Origin of the sequence: Cellulophaga sp. L1A9 (assembly GCF_009797025.1) — a bacterium.
Taxonomy (GTDB): domain Bacteria; phylum Bacteroidota; class Bacteroidia; order Flavobacteriales; family Flavobacteriaceae; genus Cellulophaga.
Genome location: NZ_CP047027.1, coordinates 971,935 through 997,825, shown reverse-complemented (window position 1 = coordinate 997,825; position 25,891 = coordinate 971,935). Strand labels below are relative to the sequence as shown.

The following is a 25,891-nucleotide window of genomic DNA, read 5'->3' as shown; positions in this document are numbered from 1 at the left end:
AAGCCCTATGTTTTTTACCTCAGTTCTTTGTTGTGCCTAGTTTTTTTAATTTTCAGTCAGTATGAAGTCTTTTAATTTTTCTAATTGGGTATCTGATTGCCAAAGAATTTGAGAAATGTCTCTTTCAATTTTTATGTCGGGCTCTGTTCCGTAACCGTCCAAAATTTGTCCATCTTTTTGAAAAGAAACCATCGTGCTAATTTTTCCAAATAATTTTGAATGAGGTAAATCAACCCACTCGCTGTTTCCACTTGAGCCGTCTGTGGTTACCCCTACAATTTTGATGTTCGGTAATCCCTTAAAAGCAGAAACAAAAACGGATGCTGCACTAAATGTCTTTTCGTTGGCTAAAATATAAACGGGCCTGTCATAGTAAAAAGTTGGTTTGGCTAACTTCTTTCCGTTCAATAATCCAAAATAATATTCACTGTATTTTTTTTCATCTAATTCATATACAGGTTCAAAATTCTCCAAAAAGGCAGTTGCTTTTTTCTGTTCTCTGCTATCCAATTTAGAAAAGGAAACTAAATACCGATTCTTCAAACTTTTTTTATACTCTTTTGGTAAAGGAAGTGGACCTCTTTGTCTAGTAGCATTCACAACATAGACAGAATCAGGATGCACCAAATATTTTGCAAACTCATACATTACATCACGGGTTCCACCACTATTACTTCTTACATCAATAATCATGGCTTTACTGCTGTTTTGAATGGATTGCATAAATAAGTTGAGTTTGTCAAAAAGAAAAGGAGCCTCATCGCTATCAACCATTTCAGGAAGCCTGATATAGGCAATATCGTCTTTTATACTAAAGAGTTTTTCAATAATTTCTGGTTTATTGAAATCTTCATCTTTTACACGAACATATGCTCTTTCAAATTTTTCGTCCCAAGGGCGCAATCTTTTTAATTTATCAATTATCGGCACTACTAAAATAGTATCATTTTGAAGCGTAGGGTCTGAAAGGGTTAATTTAACTTCTTTGGGCAATGGCTTATTAAGAAGTAAGTAATTTTTTTGAATGTCCCTAATATCTCTAACCGCCATTGTGAAATAAGTTTCCTTAGGTGCTTTTATATCTTCTGGACGTGTTTTTAAAAGGAAATCTTGAATGTCGATTCCGTCTATTTTTTTGAGATAAGGGAATTTTGGGATTAATATTTCAAATTCTTTATTTTGATCGAAATTTAAAACGACTACTTTTTCATTTTGCGGTGCGTACATAAAGGGTAAAAAAAGAGTCTCCTTTAAGTCAAAACCCCTTATGGTAGCCAAAGAAGAGTGTCTGTCGCCAATTTTAGCCAAAGTTTTGGTAATAAACAGGCCAAAATCTTCAAGCCGTGTAGTATCATTTATGGTAGTAAGGTAATTTTCAAAATCGCTATTGAAGTTATAGCCATTTAAGTAAACATAGGAAGATTTTTTATTTAATGTATTTGTCAGAAATTTAATGTCCTCAGTCACCTGTTTTTTAGTCAACCAATTATTCTGTGCTTTTAAAATGACCGCATTTAGACTGAATATAATTACAAGCAGGATTTTTAATTTCATTTAAGGTGGTTTTATTAATTACAGCAACGCCTGAGTTAAGGGTAGTGGGGCAGCGGGATGCAGTTCCCATTGCGCAACAGCCCTTAGCAAAAGCTTTTTTTGTTTAAAGCAAAATCCGAAAAATTTGTCGGACTTCATAAAAATACACAATAACCTTTGATTAATCACTAAGCACCAAGTTTGTAATGTATAGTGTTAGCTGTTGGGTTTTTAACATTATGTACTTTGCCATAAATAGCCGCTGATCCTGTCTTTATCGCACCAATAAACATAGCAAATGCCTCCACTACCAAACATTATTGTGTCTTTGTAAATTCGCCCATCTTGTAATTGCTCGGGTTCATTCACTGGTAAATCACTATTTAAATGCATTAAGAACATCATTTTTTCTTTACAGCAAGGACAATTCAAATATTTAGGCTCTTGCACCCAAGTTGGAACTCCTCCAATTTTGTTATTATTCCCATCTCCCCATCCTTGATCTGACCATTCAAGAGGAGTTTCTCCTAATTTCACTTTAGTTTCAATTATTGGTTTTTTGTCGTATTCATTTGATACAACAATATCTTTTGTAAATAAAGTCGGGTAACCTTCAGCGTCGTGTTGATAATATAGATACTTATCACATAACAAACTATTGAAAAATAATTCAAAGTCAATTGCAAGAGTAAGTTTTGACAGGTTAGAGATTTCAATTTCACTCGGAATTGGGGATAATGTTATTAAACGATTTAAATGTCTGTCAGATTCGTCATTTAAACTGCCTCCAAATAAATATTCCGTGTCCTTTTGATTGTCTATAGTACAGGTTGCGTGTTCCTTGTCAATATTCATTTTATCAAGATAATCCGAATTGAAAATTATATGGTATGACTTCATTAATTCTTTTATTTTTTTACCTGAGAGCTAACGTTAAAGCTATGAGTAGTGCGGAGGCAAGGAAACCTTTTTGTTTCCGTCTACGCATGTAGCAAAAGCTTTTTGTTTTGATTTATTTTTTCTTAGCCAGAGCAAAATCGGAAAGATTTTGCGAACAAATAAATATACACAAGCCATTGAATTAAACACCAAACTCCGCATTTCTTATAGGTATTGTTGTAACACGTTTTTATTTATTTATGACTTTATTTTTTTCATATTTTCGAATTAGCTTAGATAAACCATTCATAGAAATAGTTGACCCAGTATTTACATAATCCAAATTTCCGTCATCCGAGTTTTTTGTTAATTCTGCTTTTCCAATTACAGTTGATTCGGATATTAGGGTTAATTTGTTTAAATCATAGATTCTAATTGTAATTTGAGCTTGATTAGTTTTTTTTGTGCTACCAATATTTGGAGTATTTGGAAATGAACCCATTTTGTCCTTCTCAATAATTGATTTTATATTTATTAAATAATCACAGGCTGTACCTATTTTCAAATCCTTTAAGTCCGATTCCTTGGGTTCGAAGGGTATTTTAGAAGCAACTAATTTATCACTTCTGAGTTCTGTTAATTCAAAAAGTGAGTCCTTCAATATATCTTTAAATTCTCTTACTGCAATATGTTGAATTCTTCCATTTGTATTATTGGTATATGTTTCATTTAAAATCCACTTACCACTTGAGAAATCTATATTTTTTCCTTTTTCAAAAAGATAGGTGTATTTGGTATTACCACAGCTTAGAAAAGACAATAAGACTATAATAATTAGGAGGTTTTTTATCATTTTCAATATGTTTCGTTAAATGTGTTACAACAAGCGTATACACGCATGTTCCATATTATTTTTTTGTGGGGGGAGAAATACCGATTATAAAAATAACTTTTATTTCCTATAGTTGTCTTCGGTTTCCAAACTAGTGGTAACTATTTAGCTATTATTCTAAAAAGTATTTCATATAATCGGTAAATGGTACGTTTTAAATAGGTTTGAAACAGCATCACAACTTTGTAGTTATGTCGGTCTTACTCCAATAATACGTGAGTTGGAGAGCAGTGTAAGAGGTAGAGCGCGAATAAGTAAGGTCGGTAATAGAAAGCTTCGTAATCTATTGTTTCTATGTTCTTTCAATGCTTGTACGCATAACAAGGAATGCAGAGCATGAGCACATCGTGAACAAAGGGCAGCACAAGAAACTGGCATTGATAGCCGTTGCCAACAAACAGATTGAACAGTCCTTTGCGATTGCAAAATCTGGCAGACCCTATGATGAAAGGTACATTTCTGTATTGCCTAAATAAATAGAGGATAAATCGAATGAAAAAAGCTCAAAGAATCTGTTTGCTTTTTACCTCAGTTCTTTTTTGGCACACGTAATTTTTCAATCCCAGTTATTATTCCGTTTGCAACAAATGTCTTGTTTTTGCTTAAGTCAACAATTGTGTAAGTAATCTGTTCTTCTTTAACCTCATTAATTTTTACAACTTCTAATTCGCTTTTCAGATCTCTAACTTTAGTTCCTACTTTAAGTAGTATTACATCATTTATTTCATAGTCTCTTTCTGTCTTGTTGGGGTTCATCGAAGTCCAACTAAGGTTTTTCGCTAAAAAAGGATGGTCTTTTGTACAGGTTAATTGCATTCCATTGGAGAACTCGATATTGATAAGATCTTTATGAATTTGACTTGCTAATTCTTTTATGATAGAACTTTCATATTCACCAGTCTTTTTGTTATAAGACAGTATTTTGTCTCCTACTTTTAAATCTTCTATTTTTTTGAGTGTTTTATCACCCATAGTTATTAATGTTCCTTTTGCCAAGCAATGAACATCCAAACCATCAAAGTAAAGCTCTGAAATGGCGGTGTCATCATATTTGTCTCCTTTATAAACAGATAGAATTTCAAATTTTATATTCCAATTATCTTTCTCCTTTAATTTGTCAAAATCTTTCCTATCTAAATTTCCTAGAGGTTTTTCAAGCTCAATTATTTGTTTTGAATAAATATCTTTTAATTCAATTATAGCAAATGGTTCATTGTTAACAAGCATTTTTAATTTATGCACTCTTGAGTTGTCTTTCCAAGCCTTTTTACTTTTCACATAACCGTTAGCGAAGATTATTGTTGTTACTCTTGGATGCGTAGGAGCAAAACTAAAATTGATAGATTCTCCTATTCCGTAGCCTTTTTTCCCTTCTACCCAAGCAGTTTGGTAACTAAAATCAGTTAGGTTTTTCGCTTTATAATCTATTTTTCCGTTAGAAGATAATTCAGATGATGTTGTTACGCTATATTCTCCAGCCCCACAGTACCAACTGCATCCACCTCCTTCCACATCCCACATACTTCCATAGGTTTCGTCATATTTTTCAAAAAGCTCACTTTCTTCTTCTGTTAAATTATCCCAACTCTTTTTTTCATTGGCTAAATCTTCTAATAGTTGGTCTCTTTTTTTCCAATCATTTTGGACTTCAATTCCAAAGTCAAATGTTTCTCCTTCTATGGAAATTATCGTCTTTATCTCTTGACAAAATAAATTTGTCGTTAAAATCATTGTTATTAGAGTTATATATAATTTCATTTTATGATTTTCGCTTTATGTGTGCCAACGATGGAGCTATGAACAGTACGGGAGTAAACTAGCGTTTACTTTCCGCCACGCACATAGCAAAATCTTTTTGTTTTGTTTTTTCTTTTATTGTTTAAAGCAAAATCCAAAAGATTTTGCGGACATCATAAAAATACACAAACCATTCGATTAAGCCCGAAGCCCGTATTGTTTATAAGATGTGTTAGCTATAGTTTTATTTCCATAGTTTCTTTACATAGTCTTTTCGAATCAGATTTTATAAAGACGTATAGATTTTCTATCACTCCATTAGTTTCTATTACTACTATCTGTTCATTGTTGTAAGCATCAGCGTATGATAAATCATTCACGAAGCTTTTAATCGATTCATCTGTTAAGTTTTTGTTTTTTGAGAACTCATAAATTGTTTTTGGAACAGTTAACCTTGTTTTTTCAGAAAAGATTTCATCTGATTTATTTGTAGGGATTATTTCGACTTCCGATAGTTTAGAAGGCAATAATAAATAAGCACGATTTTTTTCTATTTTGATAAGTTCAATTTGGTCAATCTTGCCCAAGTTGAATTTTATATTTTTATCAACTTTTTTGAACTCTTTGAAAAATACTTCTCCAAATTCGTTTATGGAAATATCGATTGTTCCATTTACATTTTTATATTCTCGGTTTAAAGGAATAGTTATATTTAAAGAACGATTATTGAAGTTTGTCTTTATGTTTTTTTCATCTGCGCCTACGTCGACAACTGAATTTCCTGAAGAATCATTTATTTCAGTATCCAATATTTCAACAAAAATGTTCGGTAATAAATCTATGCTCGCAGAAGTTAATTCTTTTGATATAGAAGTGTTTAAGCTTGACAAGATGTCTAAATTCCATATCCCAGAATGATTTTTTTCAATTCTAACAATTTTATTGGAAGTTATTGAAGTGGCTATATTTTTAGCTTCTTGAATATCTAATTTATTGATTAACCAAGGTTTATTAAATAGTCCAGCTGTTTTCTCATTGATATTATCATTCGATTGCTCTTCATCTTGAATTCCTTTTATTACGTATGGAAGAAATTTCTTAAACCTTTTGAGTTCTAAAGAGTCTTTTTCTTGTCCAAAACAAATTTTAAAAACACAAATGCTTAATAATAGTAATAATGTAGTATTTTTTTTCATTTTTCAAATTGGTTACAACAAGCGCATACACGCCTGTTCCATATTATTTTTTTCTGGGGAGAAAAATACTGATTATAAAAATAACTATTATTTCCTATAGTTGTCGTCGGTTTCCAAACTAGTGGCAACTATTTAGCTATTATTCTAAAAAGTGTTTCATATAATCGGGGAATGGTACGTTTTAAACAAGTTTGAAATGGCATCACAGCTTTGTAGTTATGTCCGTATAACCCCAACGATACGAGAGTCAGGGAGTAGTGTAAGAGGTCGAGCGCGAATCAGTAAGGTGGGTAATAGAAAGCTTCGGAAGCTATTATTTCTATATTCTTTCAATGCTTGTAAGCATCACAAAGTATGTAGAGCATGAGCACATCGTGAACAAAGGGCAGCACAAGAAACTGGCATTGATAGCCGTTGCCAACAAACAGATTGAACAGTCCTTTGCGATTGCAAAATCTGGCAGACCCTATGATGAAAGGTACATTTCTGTATTGCCTAAATAAATAGAGGATAAATCGAATGAAAAAAGCTCAAAGAATCTGTTTTTTGAATTTATGAGCCTAGAATACTAGTGTCTTAGATTAAGGAAGAATTTACTTGTTTTTTACCTCAGTTCTTTGTTGTAAAATGTTTTATCGGCTCATTAATAAACTATTTAACTATCACTAAACCATTTTTACTAAGACTATATTTAGTGATTTCTCTGCGTATTTCTTTGGTGTCAAATTGGGTGTCTTCAGTTGGGTTATCTATACGCTTTCGATATATTTTGTATACTTCTAAATAATTCTCATCTAATTTAAAATCAACATCATAAAAACCGTCAATAATATTACCACCATCTTCATCATATAAAGACGAATCGTAAAGTTCTATAAAGTCAATAGATTTATCATCTTTTAGTACAGCAAGTTTTAAAAGTAAATTGTCACTATGACACACATAAAACATTAATTGATATTTAATATTAGTGAAACACGTAATATTCCAAGCATAACCTCCACCACACAAATTTCCATTAACTATTGGATTCATATCTGTATAGTTAACTTGAGCAGGTTTTAATTTATTAAATTTATCAGGATTTTTATCTACTTCTAAAAAGTCAGCACTTATTAAGGGTAACAAATTAATATTTTGTTTTCCTATACAATTAATACAGGAACAATTATTTTGTAAAAGACTTTTTTCTAAATTTTTAATCTGATTTATATATACTTTTTCCTTAGTTGAAAGTTGTATTTCTGAATTTGGGTCTGCTTTGTACCAAATTTGTTTTGAAAAATATTCTTGCAAATCTTTACTCTGAAAAACATAACCTTTTCTTGCAAAAACTTCATTTCGTATGATACGAAGTTCTTTTAATGTTTTTGTTTTCATTTCATTAATATTCAAGTATTTAAATATTCCACTTTCTTGTGCTTTACACAAAAAGGTTATTAAAACAAAAATTAAAAAAACTAGTTTTTTCATTTTATGATATGAATTCTCAATGTTTAGTTAATGTTTTACAACGCTAAATGTATGTTTTGTGCGGAGCGGAAATACAGGGGCTTTTCGATTAAGCACAAGGCAATACATTTTGTGATTTTTAAATTTAATGAAAAATTGTGTCAATATATATTGCCGTCAAACCAAAAAACAAATCCATTCGGTTAGCGATTGCCCCGCATTAAATATACATAGTGTTGTGTTGCGTTTATATCTTTTTTATTTCAGTATCATTTAGTCTTTTCTTGAGTTGTTTTCCATTACTTTCGATAAAGTAATAATATTTCTCGTCTTTATGATGCCAAATTATATCATTAATAGTTCCGCAATTTTTATTTTTTAAAAGTTCAATTTTATCGTTCCATATAAATAATGGTTTAGGTAATAATTTTAATATTCCTTCTTCTTTTACTCTTAGTTCAAAATTATTAGCTCTAATCTTTATGTAATTGTCTTCTTGACCTATACACAGAACTACTCCCAATCCATTAATCCTTGAATCTGTCAAATCATTATGATGGACAAGATGGTCTAGGTCATTATTAATAAGCCAAGGATAATAAATCCATTGATTTTTTAGTTTTGATAATTCCATTTTAAAGAATAATAGGTTTATAAGAAAGGCATTTATCAACAATACTTTCAACTGTTGGTTTATATTGACTCAAGTAGTCTTTACTTGCATTATAATTTTCAGGATAATAAAATAAATTTGCTCCGTCAGGATAAGGTATGTTTTTGTTGAATCTTTCGTACAATTCATCAAGCTCACTTTCTGTTCCTTGAGTTTTTACAATTTTTTCTCCTAATTTTATTAACTCTTCTCTTGTCATTTTTGCAATGCACTACAACATACGGATAAACGTATATTCAATTTAATTTTTTTCTGGGGAGAAAAATACTGATTATAAAAATAACTTTTATTTTTTATAGTTGTCTTCGGTTTCCACACTAGAGGTCACTATTTAGCTATTATTCTAAAAAGTGTTTCATATAATCGGGGAATGGTACGTTTTAAATAATTTTGAAATGGCATCACAACTTTGTAGTTATGTTGGTATAACCCCAACGCTACGAGAGTCGGGGAGCAGTATAAGAGGTCGAGCGAGAATAAGGAAGGTCGGCAATAGAAAGCTTCAGAAGCTATAGTTTTTATGTTCTTTCAATGCTTGTAAATACGACAAGTTTTGTAGAGCGGTATATGAGCGAATCGTGAACAAAGGGCAGCGCAAGAAACGGGCATTGATAGCTGTTGCCAACAAACTACGTAAACAGTCTTTTGCTAGTGCAAAATCTGGCAGACCCTATGATGAAAGGTTCGTTTCTGTATTGCCTAAATAAATAGGGAACAAACCGAATAAAAAAAGCTCAAAGAATCTGTTTTTTGAATTTATGAGCATAGAATAATAGTGTCTCAAATTAAAGAAGAATTTGCTTGTTTTTTACCTCAGTTCTTTGTTGGCAACTGGCTTTTCCGTTCTGTTTTTAATTCAATTGACGTATTTTTCTATTTTAACGTTTCTATCTTCGTTATTTGCACTTTCTATTCCTTTTAGGATTTCTTTGATTTGAGTTTTGTCGATTATATATTTATCAAAAAACACATATTCTATTGTTTTTGTATTTTTTATATTTTCCAATGGATTTTTTGATAAAAGTATTAAATCTGAATTATATCCAACTTTGATTTTTCCAGTGTTACTTTTCATCCAATTACTTGGTTCAACAGTTGCTGAATAGATTGCTTGTGAGTTGGTCATTCCCGATTTAGATAAAGATTCCAGTTCATTGTGAAGTGAAAAGCCTGGAACACTAGTTGGAACATTTGCATCTGTACCAGCCATTATCGGAACATTATTATCTACAAGTGCTTTGGTCATTAAATGAATAGCATCCACATAAGTTTTCCAATATGTAAAAGAAAGCTCTCTTGCTCCAACATTATCTTCTCCGTCATATTCATATCCATTTTGTTTAGGTAACCAACCTAATTTGTAAAGTTCAGTTCCTTCAATTATTTTTGGATTTACATATTTTAACTCTACATTTTTAAGTTCAGAATTTAAATCGAAGCGTTGTCTCGGAAAACTTTCTGCGAGTGAAATAGTTGACGTTACATAAATATTGTTCTCTTTTAATTTTTTTGCAATTTGGTCTGAATGTGTTTTTAAAAAATCCAGATATTCTTCAGGGTTATTTTTAATTGATTTGCCAAAATCTTCCATATTTTTTTTGGTCAGCTCTTCAATGTGAGCAACTTCTTTTTGACCAGATTGGTATAAAGTTTCCAGATTAACTTGAGGAACGTGACCAATAACAGGAATTTCATATTTCTTTGCAATTTCCAATGTTGCTTTGAACATTTCAGGATTCACAAAGCCATACATTTTAATTGCATCATAACCTTGTTCCTTAATTTCCTTAATTGCTTTTTCCGCATCTTCCTTATTTGAATAATTGATTGCTTGTCTTGTCCAAGCATAATAATAGCCTGTTAATCCCTTTTCGCTGTAAATTGGTGGTGATGTAATAAATATACGAGGTGCAATTTCGTTCTCTTGTAATGATTTTCTCCATTCTAAATTTAATGGTCTACCAGCCATTTCTCTAACATAAGTTATTCCATTTACAAGATATAGATACAAGTCGTTTTTACTTTCTTTTAAATGAACGTGAGAATCTATAAGTCCTGGAATCAAAAACTTGTTTGTACCATCAATAATTCTAAAAGTGATATCTACAAGCTGATTTTGGCTCAAAGAAATTATTTTGCCATTTTCAATTACTACATCTTGGTTTTCAATAAAATGACTACAATCTTCTGAAAGTACGCTTATGTTTTTTATATAGATTGATGAAGATGGTTTTATATTAGAAGAAATATTTATGACATCTGTGGATTTTCCATTAACCTTATTCAATTCTTTATTTGCCCAAATAAAAACTCCGATTGAAACGACTGAAATTATAAGTAAGCTATAAAATAATTTCCTAACGTTTTGTTTTTTCATTTTATGGTTTATTATTTTAGCTCCGAGTTTTTTAGCTTGTTGTCAACAAGCGCATATACGCCTGTTCCATAGTGTTTTTTTCTGGGGAGAAAAATACTGATTATAAAAATAACTTTTATTTTCTATAGTTGTCTTCGGTTTGCACATTAGAGGTCACTATTTAGCTATTGTTCTAAAAAGTGTTTAATGTAATCGGTGAATGGTGCGTTTTAAACAAGTTTATAACAGCATCACAACTTGGTAGTTATGTCGGTATAACTCCGACAATGCTTAAGCTAATAACAGTGAAATTTGCAAGAAATATCCAAGCTTTATCCATCTATTAATATTTCGGTCGCACTCAAATCGTTCATTGTCAAAGTAAACGTATGGTTTAAATCGTGTTCACTTTCAAATGCTATTTCCCAAACTTTTGGTTCTTTTTCACAACGAGGTAAAAATAAATAAACAGCTTTAAATTCCTTTTTAAAGTCAGTTATTTTGAAATCTTCCTTCCAGTTCCGAAATTCTTTTTCAATCATTGGTTTTATGAACGATATGATTTTTTCATAATCAGACTCGATTTTTCGAAAAAAGTCTTTTTGCACTTCAGTCGGGCCAGTTACGTCTCCCTCGATTCCGATTTCTATGATTTCGTCAGTCGATTTGAAATGTCTTCTACATTCAAAATAATTCTTTTCAGGATTTTTCTTGAATTCAGAGAATATCATCTTCCCAAAGAATTCGTCATCTATTTTAATAGTCTTTCCAAATATAAAGTCAAAAATTCCCATTCTGTTTTTCGTATTGTTGCTAGCGACTCGTCTAAGAAACATAGACTTTTTGATTAAGCTCAAAAACTGTATTAATTATAGCACAGGTTATTGCGCTTTTATTTTTCCAGTTTGTTTACTATATCAAGGAATTCTTGATAATTGTCTACTGGTGGATTTTCATAATGAATATATCCAAGATTTGTGTTAAAGTATTTTTTCATTTCAATCAAACATTGGTCTTCGTTTGCTGTATTCATATTTCCGCTCATATCAGCATTCCTAGAAATTCCAAAAATTGTAGTTCCGTCTTTCAAGTAAAAAATCATTCCGTGTTTATTGGGGTTTCTTTCGTCAGTATTTTTCCAATATATTCTGTTAGAATAATTTTTATTTATTTCTAAAAACGACATTAAATCGTTTGCATTATCAAATTCATAAGTCGGATTGTCAGAATATTCAGGAATCCAGTATTCTTCTCCGTTTTCTTTTCTATTTGGAAGAAAGTGATTCAAGAAATCAATTACTATTTTCTTAGACCTTGTCTTTTTAATTATATATATGTCTGCTAAATATCCCATTTTTTAAAATGTACTACAAGGTTAAGTATAAGAAATCGTATGGCAGGTGATAAGCACTTTCGTTTAGGTTAATTACTAAGCTAACTGTAGATATTTTGCTTTTATCTTTTCTATTTTAAACACCATATTTTAAGACCTCATAAAAATACACAAACCCCATGATTAAACCTGAAGCTTGTATTGTATATAGCTTGAGTTGGGCATAGTTTTTTACTCGTACATATTTTTTTCCTGAAGTAGTATTTCGGGTAGTTCGCCATATTTGTCGATATAAATTTCAAACATGGCTTTCATAGTAAACCCTCCTTTTATTTTTTCATCTGGGATAGTTACGGTCCAGTCCACAATATCATATAGGCTGTACTTTACATTTCTGGCCATTTTTCCATCATGAGTAATTGGTGGAGTAGTTAAAAAAATATCTAAATCACTATTCATTATTTTGGTGACATCTCCCCAAAGAAATTCAGTTTCACCTGAGTTTGTCAAAAATGGAACTTTAACATGTCCTTCTTTCGGGTATAGGTCTAATAATTTTTTAAACTGGTCTATACTATTTTTTGCATTTTTAATTGCGGCAATCATTGTCGGGTTATCTTTATTAATTTCCAAGGGCATGATTTTAGGTCTTGGAGAATGAAAGAAAAAAAACCAAACACTTAGCAAAATAAAAAGCCCAACTAGAATATATATCATTTTCTGAAATTATGCACAACGGCTCAGTGTATGAAACGTAGCGTGCAAAAAGGTACTACATTTTGGATTTAGCACAGAACCGAATTTTTATATTTTGTTTTTAACTTTTCTCTATTTAAAAGCCAAATATAAAAATTTGGCGGTTTTTGTAAATAAGCACAAACCTCTCGGTTTCGCACTTATTAGCTATGTCTTATACACCGTATTGTAATGCGTTTTTCATTTCCAATAATTCATTTTTTCTGGTATTAATTGCAAAAAATCATTTCTATTTTCTATGAAGCTCCCATCCCAATTTTCTGGTATTCTATCCTCCAAAGCTTGGTCATAGAAATTATTAATCAGCTTTTTTTTGTCAAAGTCAATAATTAATTGAGGCATTTTCCAATTAATCATTTTGTCAAATTCTTCAGTAGTCATATCATTTTTCAAGAACTTAATTGATAAATATATTTTATCGAAGGGAATTTCGTATTTATTTAGTTCATCAAAATAAGTTCCATTGATAATTTCAGATTCCCAATCATCAATTAAAAACATTGAGTTTTCAGAAAAATAGTATTTCAAAGTTTCATTACGCTTAACTAAAACGAATATTCCACCTTGTAGTTTTTTAAAATAATCATTCATTTTTTTGTCAATGCACTACAACATACGGATAAACGTATATTCAATTTAATTTTTTTCTGGGGAGAAAAATACTGATTATAAAAATAACTTTTATTTCCTATAGTTGTCGTCGGTTTCCAAGCTAGTGGTAACTATTTAGCTATTATTCAAAATAGTGTTTAATTTAATCGGTGAATGGTGCGTTTTAAACAAGTTTGAAACGGCATCACAGCCTTTTAGTTATGACTGTATAACTCCAACGATACGTGAGTCGGGGAGTAGTGTAAGAGGTCGAGCGAGAATAAGTAAGGTCGGCAATAGAAAGCTTCGGAAGCTATTGTTTCTATGTTCTTTCAATGCTTGTAAGCATAACAAGGCATGCAGAGAAATACATGAGCGAATCGTGAACAAAGGGAAGAGCAAGAAACTGGCACTGATAGCCGTTACTAACAAACTAGGTAAACAGTCCTTTGCTAGTGCAAAATCTGGCAGATCATATTACGAAACTTACGTGTCTGTATTGCTTAGATAAATAGAAGATAAATACAATAAAAAAAGCTCAAAGAATCTGTTTTTTGAATCTATGAGCCTAGAATACTAGTGTCTTAGATTAAAGAAGAATTTGTTTGTTTTTTACCTCAGTTCTTTGTTGTATGCCGCTTTTCTTTTTATTCTTCGTCACGTATTTTGTTTCTTGCTTCTCTAATTATGTCCTTGTAATCTGGTCTAAAAGGTTCTACTAATTTTTTTTCTAATTGTCCTTCTAAAATCCAAAGTATTTTCTGTTCGGATTGGTCTTCAAAAATGTCTTGATGTTTAGATTGGTTGAACCTTGCCAAAAATTCAAAAAGAACCAATGCTTCGTCTTTCGTAACTTTCAAGTTTATTTTTTGTTGGTCAGTCATTTTGATATGTTAGTAAGGAGTTGAAGTCCTGCACAAATGGTGGAATGCAAGTTTGGTCAGTCTGAAATTTGAATTTTAAAAAATGGTCTTCATTTGTGCCACCAACTTGTCCACTTACATTAAGACACTCGTTTGGTTCAATTTCAAATTCTACAAACCCGTTAGAGTCGTTGTCGTTAAGAACAGTTTTTCCTGATAATGTCGAGTGCATATTTGTCAAGTCGGCACACATTTTTTTTAATTGGTCACGTCTAACGCAAAAATGCGAAGTCCCGCTAAAACCGTCTGACAAAACCTTTAAGTCAAACGTGAAATTGATTTGAACCAAATATCTTGTCGCAAACGAAAGTCTCTCAGTTTCCTTGTTCGTTTTTAATTCAATTATGTCGTCAATTACTTTCATTCAGTAGTTGTCTCGGTGTCGGCCTAAAGTGGCATATAACATTTGTGTGTATGGTTAGTGGCTATTTTGAATAGCTAATCTAGCAAATACAAACCGAATAGTATTTTCATAAGTAAGCTTTAACTAGCCATTAATTATACACCGTGTTGCCTTCAGTATTTATTTTCTATATATAATATAAAAGTAGTACTCGGCTGTTAAGGCATCAGTTTTAATTGTTTGTTTTCCTAAAAGTTCATGTTTACTGTTTTCAACCAGTTCTTCAGCATTTTTAAGTTCATCTATTAAGGTGTTTTTCCAATTTATTTTGTCATCCTTTAACTGATATTGAGAAAGTGAATTGAGATTCCATTTTTTCTCTAAACTACTAAAATAACTCTTATTTGTTTCACAAACAATTTGAAGAAAAGCATCAACTTTTTGACCATTTTCATTATATATTCTATTTATGAAATCCTTATTTAAATTGCCTTTCGCACAGAATTTTAAAATATCTTTTGGGAAATTATATTTTAATTCCATTGTGAAATCAGTAATTTCATTTGTACAGATTGAGAAGTCTATTGTAGCTCTTTTTTTGGTTTCTTTATTCTTATATCTTGGATGTTCAGCAAAAGCTCTTTGATTAGTGTTTTTTTGCTTGTTGTAAAGTTCAACTAAAGTATTCCTTATATGACTTTCGTGTTTTTGATTTGGGAAATTCAAAAGGGTTATTTTTAATCTTTCATTAAATTCGGTTGATTCTATTGTTGTCTTTATATTACCTATAAATTCCTTGGTATTCATTTTTTTTATATTGTAGATAACAAGCGCATAAATGCATGTTCCATATTATTCTATTTCTGGGGAGAAAATTACTGATTATAAAAATAACTTTTATTTCCTATAGTTGTCTTCGGTTTCCATTCTAGTGGTTACTATTTAGCTATTATTTTAAAAAGTGTTTCATATAATCGGTGAATGGTGCGTTTTAAACAAGTTTGAAACGCCATCACAGCTTTGTAGTTATGTCAGTATAACCCTAACGATACGAGAGTCGGGGAGCAGTGTAAGAGGTCGAGCACGAATAAGGAAGGTCGGCAATAGAAAGCTTCGGAAGCTACTGCTTCTATGTTCTTTCAATGCTTGTAAGCACAACAAGGCATGTAGAGCGGTATATGAGCGAATCGTGAACAAAGGGCAACGTAAGAAACTGGCATTGATAGCCATTGCCAGCAAACTAGTTAAACAGTCCTTTGCTAGTGCAAAATCTGGCAGATCCTATGATGAAAGGTACGTTTTTATATTGCCTGGATAACTAGAGAATAAATACAATAAAAAAAGCTCAAAGAATCTGATTTTAGAATATTTGAGCCTAGAATACTAGTGTCTCAGGTAAAGGAAGCATTTACTTGTTTTTTTACCTCAGTTCTTTGTTGGTGGTAGTTTTTTATTCTTTTTCAATATCAACTTTAACACTTACATCCTTGAGGTATATTTTTTTCAATTCTGTAAATCCTTTCTTAAATAAAACAATATTATAATTTACTTTTCCTTTTTTTTCAGGATTGATTTTTTCGAACTCATAGAGATGTTGAAAATTGAATGTAGCTATTTCCCATAGAGCCTTTCTGTTATTATAATTTGGATGTGATTTGTCGTAATAGTTTTCATCCAATTTTAATGATTTTTTATTTTCTAAATCAATTGAATAAGCAAATGTATGCGTCGTGTTTGTATTACATAAGACCATACCGGTTCTAATTGAATTTTGGGTGGAATCCTCTTCTTCAATAACAAAAAACATTTCAACTTCTTTAAAGTCAATTTTTTCTAGATTTAGTATTTTTATGTAATAATCTAAATCATCATTTTTAGGCTTTTTAGATAAATAGCTAAAACTCACTAAAGTCGAAAATATTATAACATATAAAAGGCTTTTCTTCATAATTTAATCTAATTACAGCTAACGTTTAGTATAAGAAATCGTATGGCAGGTGATAAGCACTTTCGTTTCGATTTATTACTAAGCTAACTGTAGATATTTTGCTTTTATCTTTTCTATTTTAAACACCATATTTTAAGACTTCATAAATATACACAGACCTTGGCGTAAAAGCTGAACCTCACTCTAATTAGAGACCTTGTTGTAGCCAGTTATTGTTCGGTTAAGAATTCCTCTCTGATTATCGTTAATATCTCTCCCAATAAATTTTTTCCTTTCCAAGTTTCTCTTTTTTTAGACTGAATATTGTCTTTAGATAATCCAATTCCCCATATTCTGTCATTAGGTGCTGATTCAACTAAAGTTGTACTTGCTGTGTCTAATAAAGCCTGCTTCAATTCCTTGTTTTGAGAAAATTTAGCTTTATTTCCTTCATATACTATTTTACTTCTAAAATACTTCCAAGTTTCTAAATTAAAGTCTGATACTTGTCTACCGAGTTCTTTTATTATTTTAACATTATTAGTCAACATTATTTTTCTGGCAGTTTCTCTATCTAAGAATATCATAGCTTTATGATACATCATAAATTGTTCTGCGGAAGAATATTCTTGAACTTCAAAAGGAAAATCTCCTAAAATCTCTTGTCTTTTAACTTTGTAAATTTCATTTCCATAACTAATACCCTCTACTAAAAGTGTTGTGGCTTCAAAAGCTGATTTATACCATTGAGAAAAAGGTGATTTAGTCTCCCAAAAGAAAGTATAATCTTCATTGACTAAAATTCTCTCATTGTAGAGTTTGATTATTGGACTAATGTAATCTGAATGTTTATTCGGACTATTTTTAATTGCTATATCTATAATTTCTTCAAGATTAATACCCTCTATACCTCTGCGTCCAATATAAAATTCGTAACCAGAAAATATATCTTTCTTTTTATCACTCCAAGATAATTGTTTCCAGTTATCTAATTCAACAAGGCTTAACTTGTCATAATAGGCATACCTTTCAACTTTTGGTAGTTGTTTGATTTCTTTATCAGATAATTTTTTGAAATCCATTTTTTCTAATTGGCTATATATAGTGTTATAGCCTTTTTTTTAATTTCCCGCATACTCCTGTCCAAAACTAGAATCACAATCACCTAGTTCTGGTTCTCCAACTTTATACCCTAATATTTCAGAGGCTATTACTTTAAATTCTTTTTTCCATTTTTCCCATTCAGAACTTTTCATATATGCATTAAAATGAAGACCACTTGGTTCATCACAGCAACAAACATATTTTTCATTTCCATTTGTCGAATAACTGTACCAGAATCCACTATCAATACTATAACCTCCAGAGCCTAGCCATCCATCCATTTTAGAGAAAATTTGAGGTAATTTATCTAAATATTCGTCAGGTAAATAATACCATACATTTAAGTTCATTTCAAAATGTTCCATAATTATTTATGAGTATTGATTTTCAAAATCTATTATGAAATTTATGTCTTGAAAAAGTTCAGACACAAAAATCATAATAATCAATTTTTTATTATCAAAATTTGTTTTTCAATTGGCTACAACAAGCGCATATACGCCTGTTCCATAGTATTTTTTTCTGGGGAGAAAAATACTGATTATAAAAATAACTTTTATTTCTTATAGTTGACTTCGGTTTCCACACTAGAGGTCACTATTTAGCTATTATTCTAAAAAGCGTTTCATATAATCGGGGAATGGTACGTTTTAAACAATTTTGAAATGGCATCACAACTTTGTAGTTATGTTGGTATAACCCCAACGCTACGAGAGTCGGGGAGCAGCGTAAGAGGTCGAGCGAGAATAAGTAAGGGCGGCAATAGAAAGCTTCGGAGGCTATTGTTTCTATGTTCTTTCATTACTCGTGAACAAAGGGCAGCGCAAGAAACCGGCATTGATAGCCGTTGCCAACAAACTAGGTAAACAGTCCTTTGCTATTGCAAAATCTGGAAAACCCTATAATGAAAGGTACGTTTCTGTATTGCCTAGATAACTAGAGAATAAATGGAAGAAAAAAAGCTCAAAGAATCTTTTTTTAGAATCTATGAGCCTGGAATACTAATGTCTCAGATTAAGGAAGAATTTACTTGTTTCTTTATCTCAGTTCTTTGTTGGCACACGTTTTTTGTTTGAAATGTATTTTAGTCGTTTTCATTTTTATAAATATTTCCATCTTTCATTATAAATACAACGTTTTCTAATGTTGAGATGAAATCATTATATATCTCCTTTTACAGCAATAATATCTGCATTTGATTTAGGTTGTATGTAACCAATTTCATTTTCTCTTCCTAATTGAAAAGCCGAAATATATGTGCTGGACTGAAGTATGTCTAAAGGCTTCATTCCTGCTTCTAAATAGTACCTATACATGTCTTTAGATGATTTTCCGCTAGATGTTTTTATATCCGTATAATTATCAGAACCGGCTACTATAGGAACACCTATTTTAATTGCTCGATCAAGTCTTTTTTTCATTCTATCAATATAGTTGTCAATCCAATCTAACTCATTTTCTTTATAGTTAGCGAGTTTTGCATAAGTGTACATATATGATTTACTATTTTCTGTAGGTACAAGAAATATTTGCTTTTCTGCCATGTTAACTAAAGTGCTATCTGCTAAATTAAAACCATGTTCAATTCCATCTACACCAGCTTCAATTGCATTCCATGCGGACTGATTTGTTACGGAATGAGCTGTGACTTTCAAATTATATGAGTGAGCAGTCTTTACAATAGATTTTATTTCATCTATTGTTAAATATGTGTTATTTGGAATATTATCAGCACAAATTTTGATTAAGTCTACATTTTGATTAACATGTTCACGAACAGCATTTTTTGCATCTTCAGGATTCGTTATGATTCGATACTCTAAATCTATAATGTTTTGGTGTTTAGGTAGTACACCATAAACTTGTCCGCCATTTGCCGCTAAAATTGGACCAGATGCAAAAATACGAGGACCATCAATTGTACCTTCATTAATAGCGTCTCGAAGAGCTACATCAAGGTATAAACCAGAGTTCCCAAGGTCTTTAATGCTTGTTATTCCTTCTTCTAAATAACTTTTGGCTCTTTTAGCACCACGAAGTGCTCTTAAAGCATCACTTTCCATGGTCAGCGATTTAACGCTGTGTTCTGCAAAATCTTCATTGGCCTCTTGATAAAAAAGTACATGTGTATGTGCATCAATTAGTCCTGGAAGGACAGTATACTCTTTTAAATCAATGACTTGGATGTTTTCAGGTAAAGATTCAAATTCGCTAATAGAAATAATTTTTGTCCCTTGAATTTGTATAAGCTTGTTTTTTAGTAGCGTATTGCTTTTACTGTCATATAAAAATCCCGCTTTGATATAAGTGTTCTTTTGTTGTCCTATTAATTTTGCTGGTAAGGAAATAACAATTATGAATAAAAATATAAAGGTTTTGTGCATATCTCTATGTTTTGTTTAAATGGATGCCAACGTTTCTTGTATGGTGCGTTTGCATCCCGTAGGGTGCATATGCATTATACAAATTGTTATGTGTTTTATATTCTTCCTTCTATATTTTTCTTTGTTTCACTGTATCCAAATTTCGTTCCAAATTTGAAAAGCAATTCGTCAGACATAGAGGTTTCAACTTCAACAAATGTAACTTCATCATTTAGTACTTGTATCAGTTTTAAATCTGTGTTATTTACGTTGTTGAAATCAATCATTTCCTTTTCCAAATCTGAAGGATAATTAGTCATTATATTAAACTTATATTTCATTCCACTCTATTTTCCAAAGGTTTGTAATAGTTGCTTTTTCTTTTTCATCTCGAATAAAAATTAAAGTGCTCTTAATTATTATATATGCAAAATGTTCAAATTTCATTGCTTCTTTTGTTACTCTATAAACAGATTGTTCCGTATTAAGAGTTGGCATTTTTTCAATCAATTGTTTTTTTGAATTATTCGAGATAGAGTTAACTAGTTTCTTTGTCAAAAAAGAGTCGGCATCAAACATTAAAATGGGTTTAATTTCTATTTCATCATTCCATTCGGTTTTTAATTCTACACTTTGAGAATGATAAGCCTTTTCAAATACAACATCACATAATTGATGTTCAATTAACCTTAATTCGTTAGTTGCTCTAAACAGATTACCTCCATAAAAACTTGCTAAGGTCATTAAGTGCCATTTATCAAATTCTTTAGAGGCTGTGTGGATTTCGTTAAGGTCATTATTGTATTCAATATCGCTATTCACAAACTTTTTAAAACTCTCAAAGGCCTTGATGAATTCAGATTGATTAATGTTTGGAAGTTTTATTTTTTTCATTTTTGGTTATTACACATAACAAGCACACATGCGCATGTTCCATATTATTTAATTTGTACGGGGGGAATACTAATTATAAAAATAACTTTTATTTCCTATAGTTGTCTTCGGTTTCCAAACTAGTGTTAACAATTTAGCTATTATTCTAAAAAGAGTTTCATATAATCGGGGAATGGTACGTTTTTGAACAAGATTGAAACAGCATCACAGCTTTGTCGTTATGTCGGTATAACCCCAACGATACGAGAGTCGAGGAGCAGTGTAAGAGCTCGAGCGAGAATAAGTAAGGTCGGTAATAGAAAGCTTCGGAGGCTATTGTTTCTATGTTCTTTCAATGCTTGTACGCATAACTAGGCATGCAGAGCGGTATATGAGCGAATCGTGAACAAGGGGAAGAGCAAGAAACTGGCACTGATAGCAGTTGCCAACAAACTAGGTAAACAGTCCTTTGCTATCGCAAAATCTGGCAGACCCTATGATGAAACGTACGTTTCTATATTGCCCAATAAATAGCGGATAAATAGAATAAAAAAGCTCATAGATCCTAATTTTTGAATCTTTGAGCCTAGAATACTAGTGTCTCAGATTAAAGAAGAATTTACTTGTTTTTTACCTCAGTTTTTTGTTGGCATTTGGGTTTTATCCGATATTGAATGGATTATTCTTTAAAGTGTGATGTATTAAAGTATCCATATTATCAGCGAACCACTTTAGCGGTTTCGCTCTATATTTTTTGATTCTTGTAATTTTTGCGAAAGGGATCTCTAAAATGAATTCATCTTGTCCATTCAATTTCATAATCTTAAAAAACTCTTTTCTTGGGTAATAATCGTCATCTCGAACTGAAGAGATAAGAATATCATAAATGCCGTTTATATCAAATAAATTTTTAAAGTCTTTAATAATATCTTCTGTGTCTGTGGCTGAATTGATTATTACAGTAACCTCTTTTCCACTATTATCTTTTCCTTTCAAGACCACCAGAAAATCTTTGAAAGTTGCAGGAATTGAACCTGCGATAATTTTAAATCCTTTGGTGAGCAATGTGTTTGCAATTCTATAAATTGCTTGACTTTTTCCGGTATTTTGAGCTCCCCCGATTAATAGACTATTCATTGTTTTCTTTTTTTAACTGAATTAATTACTTTATCTTGATACTTACTTATTAAATAAGTTTCGATTTCTAAGCGCCCAAAATTTACTGGTAATAATGAAACAAAAAGATTTTCTGAAAAATAGTCATCTAAAAGGGTTTCAATATCGTCCGTGAACTTCTTTCTTGATTTAATTCCGTTGTATCTTAAATGCCCGAATTGCTTTCTAAACGAATGGTTAACAGTTCTATTTATCTCATTCATTCTATCCTTTAAATTTCCGCTTTCCCCAATATAAATTAAGTCATTGTCATTTTCGAAAATCGCATAAACTCCAGCTTCGCTCGGCACATTATCTTTCCGCCAATCTTTACACTTTTTGAATTTAATCCTTTTTGAGTTGAATAATTCGTCTTCTGCTTTTTCCAGCATTTCTTTGAGTTCTGATTGGCATAATTTGTAATTCATTCGCAATGTTTTTTAGTTTGTAGGCAACTTAGTTTATTCCGTTAGGTGTTTTTTACCATTGTAGCGTATTGTCTTAAAGCTGACTTATAATTTGAAATTGATTTTTCACTTCTCAATCCATTTAGTCTATCTGCTATTTCAATAACACAGTTTTCATTGTAAAGATTCTTTTCGGAAATATCTTCACCGATTAATTTTGAGACTGTATTTAAATAGGAAATGTATGATTTTGTTGAAGAAGCAACATAATCATTCTTACCAACTCCATTTCTTTCTATCCATTCTAAATATTTACCTTCGTTTTTTATCATCGTTAATAGAATTTTTAGTTTTTTTCAAACGCTATATTGCAATTCAATTTCAGGCATTTCATCGTATGTTCTCCCATTAAGAATTCTACTGTTTTTCTTTTTATTTTTTCCGCCTCATTGTTTAAAAAAGAATGTAATATTTGTTTTTTAGCTCAGTTCTTTGTTGGTCACTGCCTTTTTTAATCAATTTCATATATTATTCTTAATAAATTTTTGTTACAATCAATAAAATCTCTTGAATTTGAAATGTTTTCAATATATGAGTTGAATAATTCTGAGGATAAATCTTCACTTGTTTTTGATAGTAAATCTTTATCTATTGTATAGAAATGATTTTTAAAGTTCTTATAGAAATCAGATATTAAAGCTTTATTAAATAAATAATGAGATTTTCCGAGTTCCAATGCGTTTCCTAAAAAGTCATTAAAATCAACTGTGTTAAGTTCTGGCCTTGATTCTTTTTTCTGACCTTTAAATTTTATTTCAAAATCTTTATAATATTTTGACGTATGAACACCAAAGTCATTATTAATATTAGAAAAGAATTCTTCAATAAAGAAATGTACTCTTAGTTTAGATATTCCACTCCAATTAGATAAAAACTCACATAATTTTTCTAAATCTGAAAATATTGTAGACTCAATGCAATAACCATTGTGGGTATAAACATTTGAATTATTTCCTAATTTTCTTGAAATTTCAACATTAAAATCAGTGCAGGAATCTTCTGTAGAGAAATCTTTATCATAAATTACAGCATAACTCTTGTCTTTAAAAAGTTGACTCAAGAGTCTCTTATTATGATCTATTTTTTTTAACAAAAAATCTTTGCCTCTAAGATGGTAGAATACGACTTCTTTTTTTGGAAGATTTTCAGGTTCTATTTTCAGGTGTTTTTTTAATAGACGATTGATGTATTCTATATCGTCATCTCCTTCTACAAAACAAACTTTATGAGTGTAATTAAGTTTGTCTAGAGCTACAATTATACCTCCTAATTCTTTTTTTATTTTGTCAAAGTTTTTTAGGTCTAATTTTTTTATAGAACCCTCATTTTTACTTTCGTTGTTCAGATAAAATAATTCATCAGGATTTAGTTCGCTAACAAAAGTGTCGTTGTGAGATATTACAAATATTTGGGTGTTATTAATTAGTCTTAATTCTTGAAGAAGTTTTCTTTGTAATTTAGCGTGAATATGTGAGTCTGGTTCATCAATGAGTAATATATTCATTGCATTTTCAAGATAATCAATTGTTGAGAAAATCTCTGCTACTTGTAAAAAGCCACTTCCTTGTAAATGAATATCTAAACTTTTAATTCCATTAGAAACTTTTAAATCAATATATTCATCTTTTTGAAACCTCTTTTCATTATTACATTGGAAATTAATTTTTTGGTCTAAAACTTTTGATATTTGATTTTCTAAATTTGTGCGATTAACAGCTTTTTTTTTGATTATTTTGTTTCGTAAAACTTCACCAGATTTACCAATTGAAATCTTCTTTAGAACTTGACCAGAGTTCATAAAAGGTTCTTTATTTAATATGTTAGAAACAGGTTTGGTTTGATAAATAAAGATAGCTTCGTCAAGTTTAATTTGTTGCTGTTTTAAAAATAGTGCAAATTTTTCAAATTCTTTATGGTTTACTGTTTTAAACCTCAAATACGAATTACTAATTGATTTAGGTTTACTTAATTCGAAAGTTAATGCGAATACATTTTCCTTATCTTTTATATTTACTGTTATTCTTGCTTGGTTTGGTGCCTCAAAGAATAAATCGGTGTCGTTTATTAATCTAATAAATGTTAAATCTCCAAACGGGATATAAGTATTTCCACCATCTGCTTTATAAAAGTTTGTCTTTTTTGAATTTATTATTCGATTAAAACAACTTTCCCATATTAAGAGTGCTTCAAATATTGTACTTTTTCCTATATTATTCTCGCCAATTACAACATTGAAGTTTTGGTTACATTCAAAAGAAAGGTTTTTAAAGCCTTTAAAGTTTTTAATTTGGATTGATTTTAAATGCACTCTGTATTTTTTTAGGTTGTGGCTAACAGTCTTGTAAATGAAATATAGTGCTGAAAATAAGCACTTTCGTTTCGGATAAGCACAAGCTGAATTTTTAAATTTTGCTAATTATCTTTTTATTTTAAATCTATCAAATTTAAAAATTTGGTGACTTGGAAAATATGCCATAACTATGAATTAATTACCTAGCTATGAGAAGTGTGCGTTGTTGTGTGTAGTTTTTTACGCTCTTCCACTTCCTCCACATCTAGGACAAGTATCTCCAGAAGAAGCTAGCATATGTCGTTTTTCGGTTAGAGTTACAAGTCCTTCATTTATTTGCGTTGTCCAAATTCCTTTTTTTCCCTCATTTAGATTTTTTTGATAAAGCTCTATTGCTGTTATTGCTTCTTTGATCTTTAGATAAATTTCGTGTTCATTCATTTTATAAGTTTGTTTGAGATACAGTATTTAAATCAGCGTTTTTCATTCCTTCATACGCTTTTGTTATTTCATTTGTCATTAGACTTCTACAAGTTTTTTTATGTCCTGGAACTAATTCATTTATAATAATTAAGGTATCGTAAAGGTCTCGATATGAGTTCCAGTAAGTTTGGTATAGAATACTTTTTTCAATCACATCGTGATTCCATAGCGAAGCGGTTAAAGAAAGAGCATTGACTGCTTTAACTATATCAGGTCCAATCAATTTGTTTTTATCAATCTCATTTATCCCTTGCCAAGCCATATGTAAGTCAATTACACCTTGTCTTCTAAACATATTCTTGTTTGTATTATTAGCTTTACCAGAAAGAAACACAGCCAAAAGACTTATTCCAATGGAAATTGAAGCAATAACTATTGATGTTAATTCAAATTTTGTCATAGATTCATAAATTACGCACAACGATTAGTATATGGCAAGTAGGGCAGTAGAAAGCGATGAACTTTCAAGTTTGCACTGAGCCAAAGCGTTGTATTTTGTTTTTAATTTATTCATTCTTAAAAGCCAAATCAACGATTTGGCGGTGTTTGTAAATAGCACTTAACT

At 30.7% G+C, this 25,891-nt stretch carries 30 protein-coding genes and 5 pseudogenes; 7 read left to right on the top strand and 28 right to left on the bottom strand.

All coding sequences use genetic code 11. From position 1 onward, the window contains the following. Positions 1-45: 45 nt before the first annotated feature. The 3 genes from GQR94_RS04260 to GQR94_RS04250 form a co-directional block, all read right to left on the bottom strand. Positions 46-1,554, bottom strand: a complete 1,509-nt coding sequence (locus tag GQR94_RS04260; protein WP_158974311.1) for a S41 family peptidase — start codon at positions 1,552-1,554, stop codon at positions 46-48. 216 nt (positions 1,555-1,770) lie between these two features. Beyond that, positions 1,771-2,433, bottom strand: a complete 663-nt coding sequence (locus GQR94_RS04255) for a hypothetical protein (RefSeq protein ID WP_158974310.1) — start codon at positions 2,431-2,433, stop codon at positions 1,771-1,773. Between the two features lie 229 nt (positions 2,434-2,662). Continuing rightward, on the bottom strand, positions 2,663-3,265 hold the full coding sequence (locus GQR94_RS04250) for a hypothetical protein (RefSeq protein ID WP_158974309.1): 603 nt from the start codon (positions 3,263-3,265) through the stop codon (positions 2,663-2,665). A gap of 196 nt (positions 3,266-3,461) precedes the next feature. On the opposite strand from GQR94_RS04250, the pseudogene GQR94_RS04245 reads away from it, so the two are divergent. After that, positions 3,462-3,780: pseudogene (locus GQR94_RS04245) on the top strand (transposase); the annotation flags it as partial. A 52-nt stretch (positions 3,781-3,832) separates the two neighbouring features. Here GQR94_RS04245 and GQR94_RS04240 read toward each other — a convergent pair. Beyond that, complete coding sequence (locus GQR94_RS04240) at positions 3,833-5,062, bottom strand: hypothetical protein (RefSeq protein ID WP_158974308.1); 1,230 nt, start codon at positions 5,060-5,062, stop codon at positions 3,833-3,835. A gap of 215 nt (positions 5,063-5,277) precedes the next feature. Further along, the gene (locus GQR94_RS04235) at positions 5,278-6,237 is read right to left on the bottom strand and encodes a hypothetical protein (protein WP_158974307.1); all 960 of its coding nucleotides are present in this window, start codon (positions 6,235-6,237) and stop codon (positions 5,278-5,280) included. Between the two features lie 187 nt (positions 6,238-6,424). Here GQR94_RS04235 and GQR94_RS04230 point away from each other — a divergent pair. Beyond that, positions 6,425-6,740 (top strand): annotated as a pseudogene (locus GQR94_RS04230) (transposase); the annotation flags it as partial. A gap of 148 nt (positions 6,741-6,888) precedes the next feature. Here the strand turns inward: GQR94_RS04230 and GQR94_RS04225 are convergent. From GQR94_RS04225 to GQR94_RS04215, 3 genes are all read right to left on the bottom strand, one after another. Then, positions 6,889-7,710 (bottom strand): YARHG domain-containing protein, encoded by an 822-nt coding sequence (locus GQR94_RS04225; protein WP_158974306.1) that lies wholly within the window; start codon positions 7,708-7,710, stop codon positions 6,889-6,891. 226 nt (positions 7,711-7,936) lie between these two features. Continuing rightward, a complete protein-coding gene (locus tag GQR94_RS04220) occupies positions 7,937-8,323 on the bottom strand; it encodes a hypothetical protein (RefSeq protein WP_158974305.1) in 387 nt (128 codons plus the stop codon). Position 8,324: 1 nt separating this feature from the next. Further along, positions 8,325-8,561 carry a bacteriocin immunity protein gene (locus GQR94_RS04215; protein ID WP_158974304.1) on the bottom strand — a complete coding sequence of 79 codons (237 nt, stop codon included), beginning with the start codon at positions 8,559-8,561 and terminating at the stop codon, positions 8,325-8,327. Between the two features lie 151 nt (positions 8,562-8,712). On the opposite strand from GQR94_RS04215, the pseudogene GQR94_RS04210 reads away from it, so the two are divergent. Further along, positions 8,713-9,069, top strand: a pseudogene (locus tag GQR94_RS04210) (transposase). A 149-nt stretch (positions 9,070-9,218) separates the two neighbouring features. Here the strand turns inward: GQR94_RS04210 and GQR94_RS04205 are convergent. From GQR94_RS04205 to GQR94_RS04185, 5 genes are all read right to left on the bottom strand, one after another. After that, positions 9,219-10,739 carry an amidohydrolase family protein gene (locus GQR94_RS04205; protein WP_158974303.1) on the bottom strand — a complete coding sequence of 507 codons (1,521 nt, stop codon included), beginning with the start codon at positions 10,737-10,739 and terminating at the stop codon, positions 9,219-9,221. Between the two features lie 311 nt (positions 10,740-11,050). Continuing rightward, positions 11,051-11,512 (bottom strand): hypothetical protein, encoded by a 462-nt coding sequence (locus GQR94_RS04200; protein WP_158974302.1) that lies wholly within the window; start codon positions 11,510-11,512, stop codon positions 11,051-11,053. Between the two features lie 98 nt (positions 11,513-11,610). Next, entirely contained in the window at positions 11,611-12,072 is a 462-nt protein-coding gene (locus GQR94_RS04195) for a hypothetical protein (protein WP_158973587.1), read from the bottom strand. 210 nt (positions 12,073-12,282) lie between these two features. Beyond that, on the bottom strand, positions 12,283-12,684 hold the full coding sequence (locus tag GQR94_RS04190) for a DUF2314 domain-containing protein (protein WP_158973586.1): 402 nt from the start codon (positions 12,682-12,684) through the stop codon (positions 12,283-12,285). A 303-nt stretch (positions 12,685-12,987) separates the two neighbouring features. Then, positions 12,988-13,398 (bottom strand): hypothetical protein, encoded by a 411-nt coding sequence (locus GQR94_RS04185; protein WP_158974301.1) that lies wholly within the window; start codon positions 13,396-13,398, stop codon positions 12,988-12,990. Positions 13,399-13,549: 151 nt separating this feature from the next. Between GQR94_RS04185 and GQR94_RS04180 the strand changes: the two genes are divergently transcribed. Further along, on the top strand, positions 13,550-13,909 hold the full coding sequence (locus tag GQR94_RS04180; RefSeq protein ID WP_255451568.1) for a transposase: 360 nt from the start codon (positions 13,550-13,552) through the stop codon (positions 13,907-13,909). A gap of 136 nt (positions 13,910-14,045) precedes the next feature. On the opposite strand, the gene GQR94_RS04175 is transcribed toward GQR94_RS04180, so the two are convergent. From GQR94_RS04175 to GQR94_RS04165, 3 genes are all read right to left on the bottom strand, one after another. After that, entirely contained in the window at positions 14,046-14,282 is a 237-nt protein-coding gene (locus tag GQR94_RS04175) for a hypothetical protein (protein ID WP_158974300.1), read from the bottom strand. Continuing rightward, complete coding sequence (locus GQR94_RS04170) at positions 14,275-14,493, bottom strand: hypothetical protein (protein ID WP_158974299.1); 219 nt, start codon at positions 14,491-14,493, stop codon at positions 14,275-14,277. The genes GQR94_RS04175 and GQR94_RS04170 overlap by 8 nt, the downstream gene beginning before the upstream one ends. A gap of 351 nt (positions 14,494-14,844) precedes the next feature. Further along, entirely contained in the window at positions 14,845-15,471 is a 627-nt protein-coding gene (locus tag GQR94_RS04165; protein WP_158974298.1) for a hypothetical protein, read from the bottom strand. 154 nt (positions 15,472-15,625) lie between these two features. On the opposite strand from GQR94_RS04165, the gene GQR94_RS04160 reads away from it, so the two are divergent. Continuing rightward, positions 15,626-15,982, top strand: coding sequence for a transposase (locus GQR94_RS04160; protein WP_255451546.1), 357 nt, complete (start codon positions 15,626-15,628; stop codon positions 15,980-15,982). A gap of 132 nt (positions 15,983-16,114) precedes the next feature. On the opposite strand, the gene GQR94_RS04155 is transcribed toward GQR94_RS04160, so the two are convergent. From GQR94_RS04155 to GQR94_RS04145, 3 genes are all read right to left on the bottom strand, one after another. Next, on the bottom strand, positions 16,115-16,612 hold the full coding sequence (locus GQR94_RS04155; protein ID WP_158974297.1) for a hypothetical protein: 498 nt from the start codon (positions 16,610-16,612) through the stop codon (positions 16,115-16,117). A gap of 209 nt (positions 16,613-16,821) precedes the next feature. Then, positions 16,822-17,673, bottom strand: a complete 852-nt coding sequence (locus GQR94_RS04150; RefSeq protein ID WP_158974296.1) for an NADAR family protein — start codon at positions 17,671-17,673, stop codon at positions 16,822-16,824. A gap of 39 nt (positions 17,674-17,712) precedes the next feature. Further along, complete coding sequence (locus GQR94_RS04145) at positions 17,713-18,060, bottom strand: hypothetical protein (protein ID WP_158974295.1); 348 nt, start codon at positions 18,058-18,060, stop codon at positions 17,713-17,715. Positions 18,061-18,354: 294 nt separating this feature from the next. On the opposite strand from GQR94_RS04145, the pseudogene GQR94_RS04140 reads away from it, so the two are divergent. Next, positions 18,355-18,631 (top strand): annotated as a pseudogene (locus tag GQR94_RS04140) (transposase); the annotation flags it as partial. Positions 18,632-18,855: 224 nt separating this feature from the next. Here GQR94_RS04140 and GQR94_RS04135 read toward each other — a convergent pair. The 3 genes from GQR94_RS04135 to GQR94_RS04125 form a co-directional block, all read right to left on the bottom strand. Next, positions 18,856-20,079 carry an amidohydrolase family protein gene (locus tag GQR94_RS04135; RefSeq protein WP_233268635.1) on the bottom strand — a complete coding sequence of 408 codons (1,224 nt, stop codon included), beginning with the start codon at positions 20,077-20,079 and terminating at the stop codon, positions 18,856-18,858. A 95-nt stretch (positions 20,080-20,174) separates the two neighbouring features. Continuing rightward, positions 20,175-20,399, bottom strand: coding sequence for a hypothetical protein (locus GQR94_RS04130; RefSeq protein WP_158974294.1), 225 nt, complete (start codon positions 20,397-20,399; stop codon positions 20,175-20,177). Then, positions 20,389-20,952, bottom strand: coding sequence for a hypothetical protein (locus GQR94_RS04125; protein WP_158974293.1), 564 nt, complete (start codon positions 20,950-20,952; stop codon positions 20,389-20,391). The genes GQR94_RS04130 and GQR94_RS04125 overlap by 11 nt, the downstream gene beginning before the upstream one ends. A 189-nt stretch (positions 20,953-21,141) precedes the next feature. Between GQR94_RS04125 and GQR94_RS04120 the strand changes: the two are divergent. Next, positions 21,142-21,465, top strand: a pseudogene (locus tag GQR94_RS04120) (transposase); the annotation flags it as partial. A 126-nt stretch (positions 21,466-21,591) separates the two neighbouring features. Here GQR94_RS04120 and GQR94_RS04115 read toward each other — a convergent pair. The 6 genes from GQR94_RS04115 to GQR94_RS04090 form a co-directional block, all read right to left on the bottom strand. Continuing rightward, positions 21,592-22,068: a hypothetical protein gene (locus GQR94_RS04115; protein WP_158974292.1), complete on the bottom strand. Its 477-nt coding sequence runs from the start codon at positions 22,066-22,068 to the stop codon at positions 21,592-21,594. Beyond that, entirely contained in the window at positions 22,065-22,514 is a 450-nt protein-coding gene (locus GQR94_RS04110; RefSeq protein ID WP_158974291.1) for a GIY-YIG nuclease family protein, read from the bottom strand. The genes GQR94_RS04115 and GQR94_RS04110 overlap by 4 nt, the downstream gene beginning before the upstream one ends. Before the next feature lie 41 nt (positions 22,515-22,555). After that, complete coding sequence (locus tag GQR94_RS04105; protein WP_158974290.1) at positions 22,556-22,825, bottom strand: hypothetical protein; 270 nt, start codon at positions 22,823-22,825, stop codon at positions 22,556-22,558. 179 nt (positions 22,826-23,004) lie between these two features. Continuing rightward, positions 23,005-24,861, bottom strand: coding sequence for an ATP-dependent endonuclease (locus GQR94_RS04100; protein ID WP_158974289.1), 1,857 nt, complete (start codon positions 24,859-24,861; stop codon positions 23,005-23,007). Positions 24,862-25,083: 222 nt separating this feature from the next. Beyond that, positions 25,084-25,284 (bottom strand): hypothetical protein, encoded by a 201-nt coding sequence (locus GQR94_RS04095; RefSeq protein WP_158974288.1) that lies wholly within the window; start codon positions 25,282-25,284, stop codon positions 25,084-25,086. A 1-nt stretch (position 25,285) separates the two neighbouring features. Next, the gene (locus GQR94_RS04090) at positions 25,286-25,726 is read right to left on the bottom strand and encodes a hypothetical protein (protein ID WP_158974287.1); all 441 of its coding nucleotides are present in this window, start codon (positions 25,724-25,726) and stop codon (positions 25,286-25,288) included. Positions 25,727-25,891 lie beyond the last annotated feature (165 nt).

What these genes read in the sequence shown, in the direction of transcription:
- GQR94_RS04145 (WP_158974295.1), bottom strand. Translation starts at nt 18,060, where the DNA reads ATGGAACATTTTGAAATGAACTTAAATGTATGGTATTATTTACCTGAC.
- GQR94_RS04105 (WP_158974290.1), bottom strand. Translation starts at nt 22,825, where the DNA reads ATGATAAAAAACGAAGGTAAATATTTAGAATGGATAGAAAGAAATGGA.
- GQR94_RS04150 (WP_158974296.1), bottom strand. Translation starts at nt 17,673, where the DNA reads ATGGATTTCAAAAAATTATCTGATAAAGAAATCAAACAACTACCAAAA.
- GQR94_RS04225 (WP_158974306.1), bottom strand. Translation starts at nt 7,710, where the DNA reads ATGAAAAAACTAGTTTTTTTAATTTTTGTTTTAATAACCTTTTTGTGT.
- GQR94_RS04215 (WP_158974304.1), bottom strand. Translation starts at nt 8,561, where the DNA reads ATGACAAGAGAAGAGTTAATAAAATTAGGAGAAAAAATTGTAAAAACT.
- GQR94_RS04255 (WP_158974310.1), bottom strand. Translation starts at nt 2,433, where the DNA reads ATGAAGTCATACCATATAATTTTCAATTCGGATTATCTTGATAAAATG.
- GQR94_RS04250 (WP_158974309.1), bottom strand. Translation starts at nt 3,265, where the DNA reads ATGATAAAAAACCTCCTAATTATTATAGTCTTATTGTCTTTTCTAAGC.
- GQR94_RS04170 (WP_158974299.1), bottom strand. Translation starts at nt 14,493, where the DNA reads ATGCACTCGACATTATCAGGAAAAACTGTTCTTAACGACAACGACTCT.
- GQR94_RS04115 (WP_158974292.1), bottom strand. Translation starts at nt 22,068, where the DNA reads ATGAATAGTCTATTAATCGGGGGAGCTCAAAATACCGGAAAAAGTCAA.
- GQR94_RS04095 (WP_158974288.1), bottom strand. Translation starts at nt 25,284, where the DNA reads ATGAATGAACACGAAATTTATCTAAAGATCAAAGAAGCAATAACAGCA.
- GQR94_RS04185 (WP_158974301.1), bottom strand. Translation starts at nt 13,398, where the DNA reads ATGAATGATTATTTTAAAAAACTACAAGGTGGAATATTCGTTTTAGTT.
- GQR94_RS04205 (WP_158974303.1), bottom strand. Translation starts at nt 10,739, where the DNA reads ATGAAAAAACAAAACGTTAGGAAATTATTTTATAGCTTACTTATAATT.
- GQR94_RS04260 (WP_158974311.1), bottom strand. Translation starts at nt 1,554, where the DNA reads ATGAAATTAAAAATCCTGCTTGTAATTATATTCAGTCTAAATGCGGTC.
- GQR94_RS04130 (WP_158974294.1), bottom strand. Translation starts at nt 20,399, where the DNA reads ATGAAATATAAGTTTAATATAATGACTAATTATCCTTCAGATTTGGAA.
- GQR94_RS04125 (WP_158974293.1), bottom strand. Translation starts at nt 20,952, where the DNA reads ATGAAAAAAATAAAACTTCCAAACATTAATCAATCTGAATTCATCAAG.
- GQR94_RS04135 (WP_233268635.1), bottom strand. Translation starts at nt 20,079, where the DNA reads ATGCACAAAACCTTTATATTTTTATTCATAATTGTTATTTCCTTACCA.
- GQR94_RS04235 (WP_158974307.1), bottom strand. Translation starts at nt 6,237, where the DNA reads ATGAAAAAAAATACTACATTATTACTATTATTAAGCATTTGTGTTTTT.
- GQR94_RS04240 (WP_158974308.1), bottom strand. Translation starts at nt 5,062, where the DNA reads ATGAAATTATATATAACTCTAATAACAATGATTTTAACGACAAATTTA.
- GQR94_RS04155 (WP_158974297.1), bottom strand. Translation starts at nt 16,612, where the DNA reads ATGAAGAAAAGCCTTTTATATGTTATAATATTTTCGACTTTAGTGAGT.
- GQR94_RS04220 (WP_158974305.1), bottom strand. Translation starts at nt 8,323, where the DNA reads ATGGAATTATCAAAACTAAAAAATCAATGGATTTATTATCCTTGGCTT.
- GQR94_RS04165 (WP_158974298.1), bottom strand. Translation starts at nt 15,471, where the DNA reads ATGAATACCAAGGAATTTATAGGTAATATAAAGACAACAATAGAATCA.
- GQR94_RS04110 (WP_158974291.1), bottom strand. Translation starts at nt 22,514, where the DNA reads ATGAATTACAAATTATGCCAATCAGAACTCAAAGAAATGCTGGAAAAA.
- GQR94_RS04090 (WP_158974287.1), bottom strand. Translation starts at nt 25,726, where the DNA reads ATGACAAAATTTGAATTAACATCAATAGTTATTGCTTCAATTTCCATT.
- GQR94_RS04195 (WP_158973587.1), bottom strand. Translation starts at nt 12,072, where the DNA reads ATGGGATATTTAGCAGACATATATATAATTAAAAAGACAAGGTCTAAG.
- GQR94_RS04175 (WP_158974300.1), bottom strand. Translation starts at nt 14,282, where the DNA reads ATGACTGACCAACAAAAAATAAACTTGAAAGTTACGAAAGACGAAGCA.
- GQR94_RS04200 (WP_158974302.1), bottom strand. Translation starts at nt 11,512, where the DNA reads ATGGGAATTTTTGACTTTATATTTGGAAAGACTATTAAAATAGATGAC.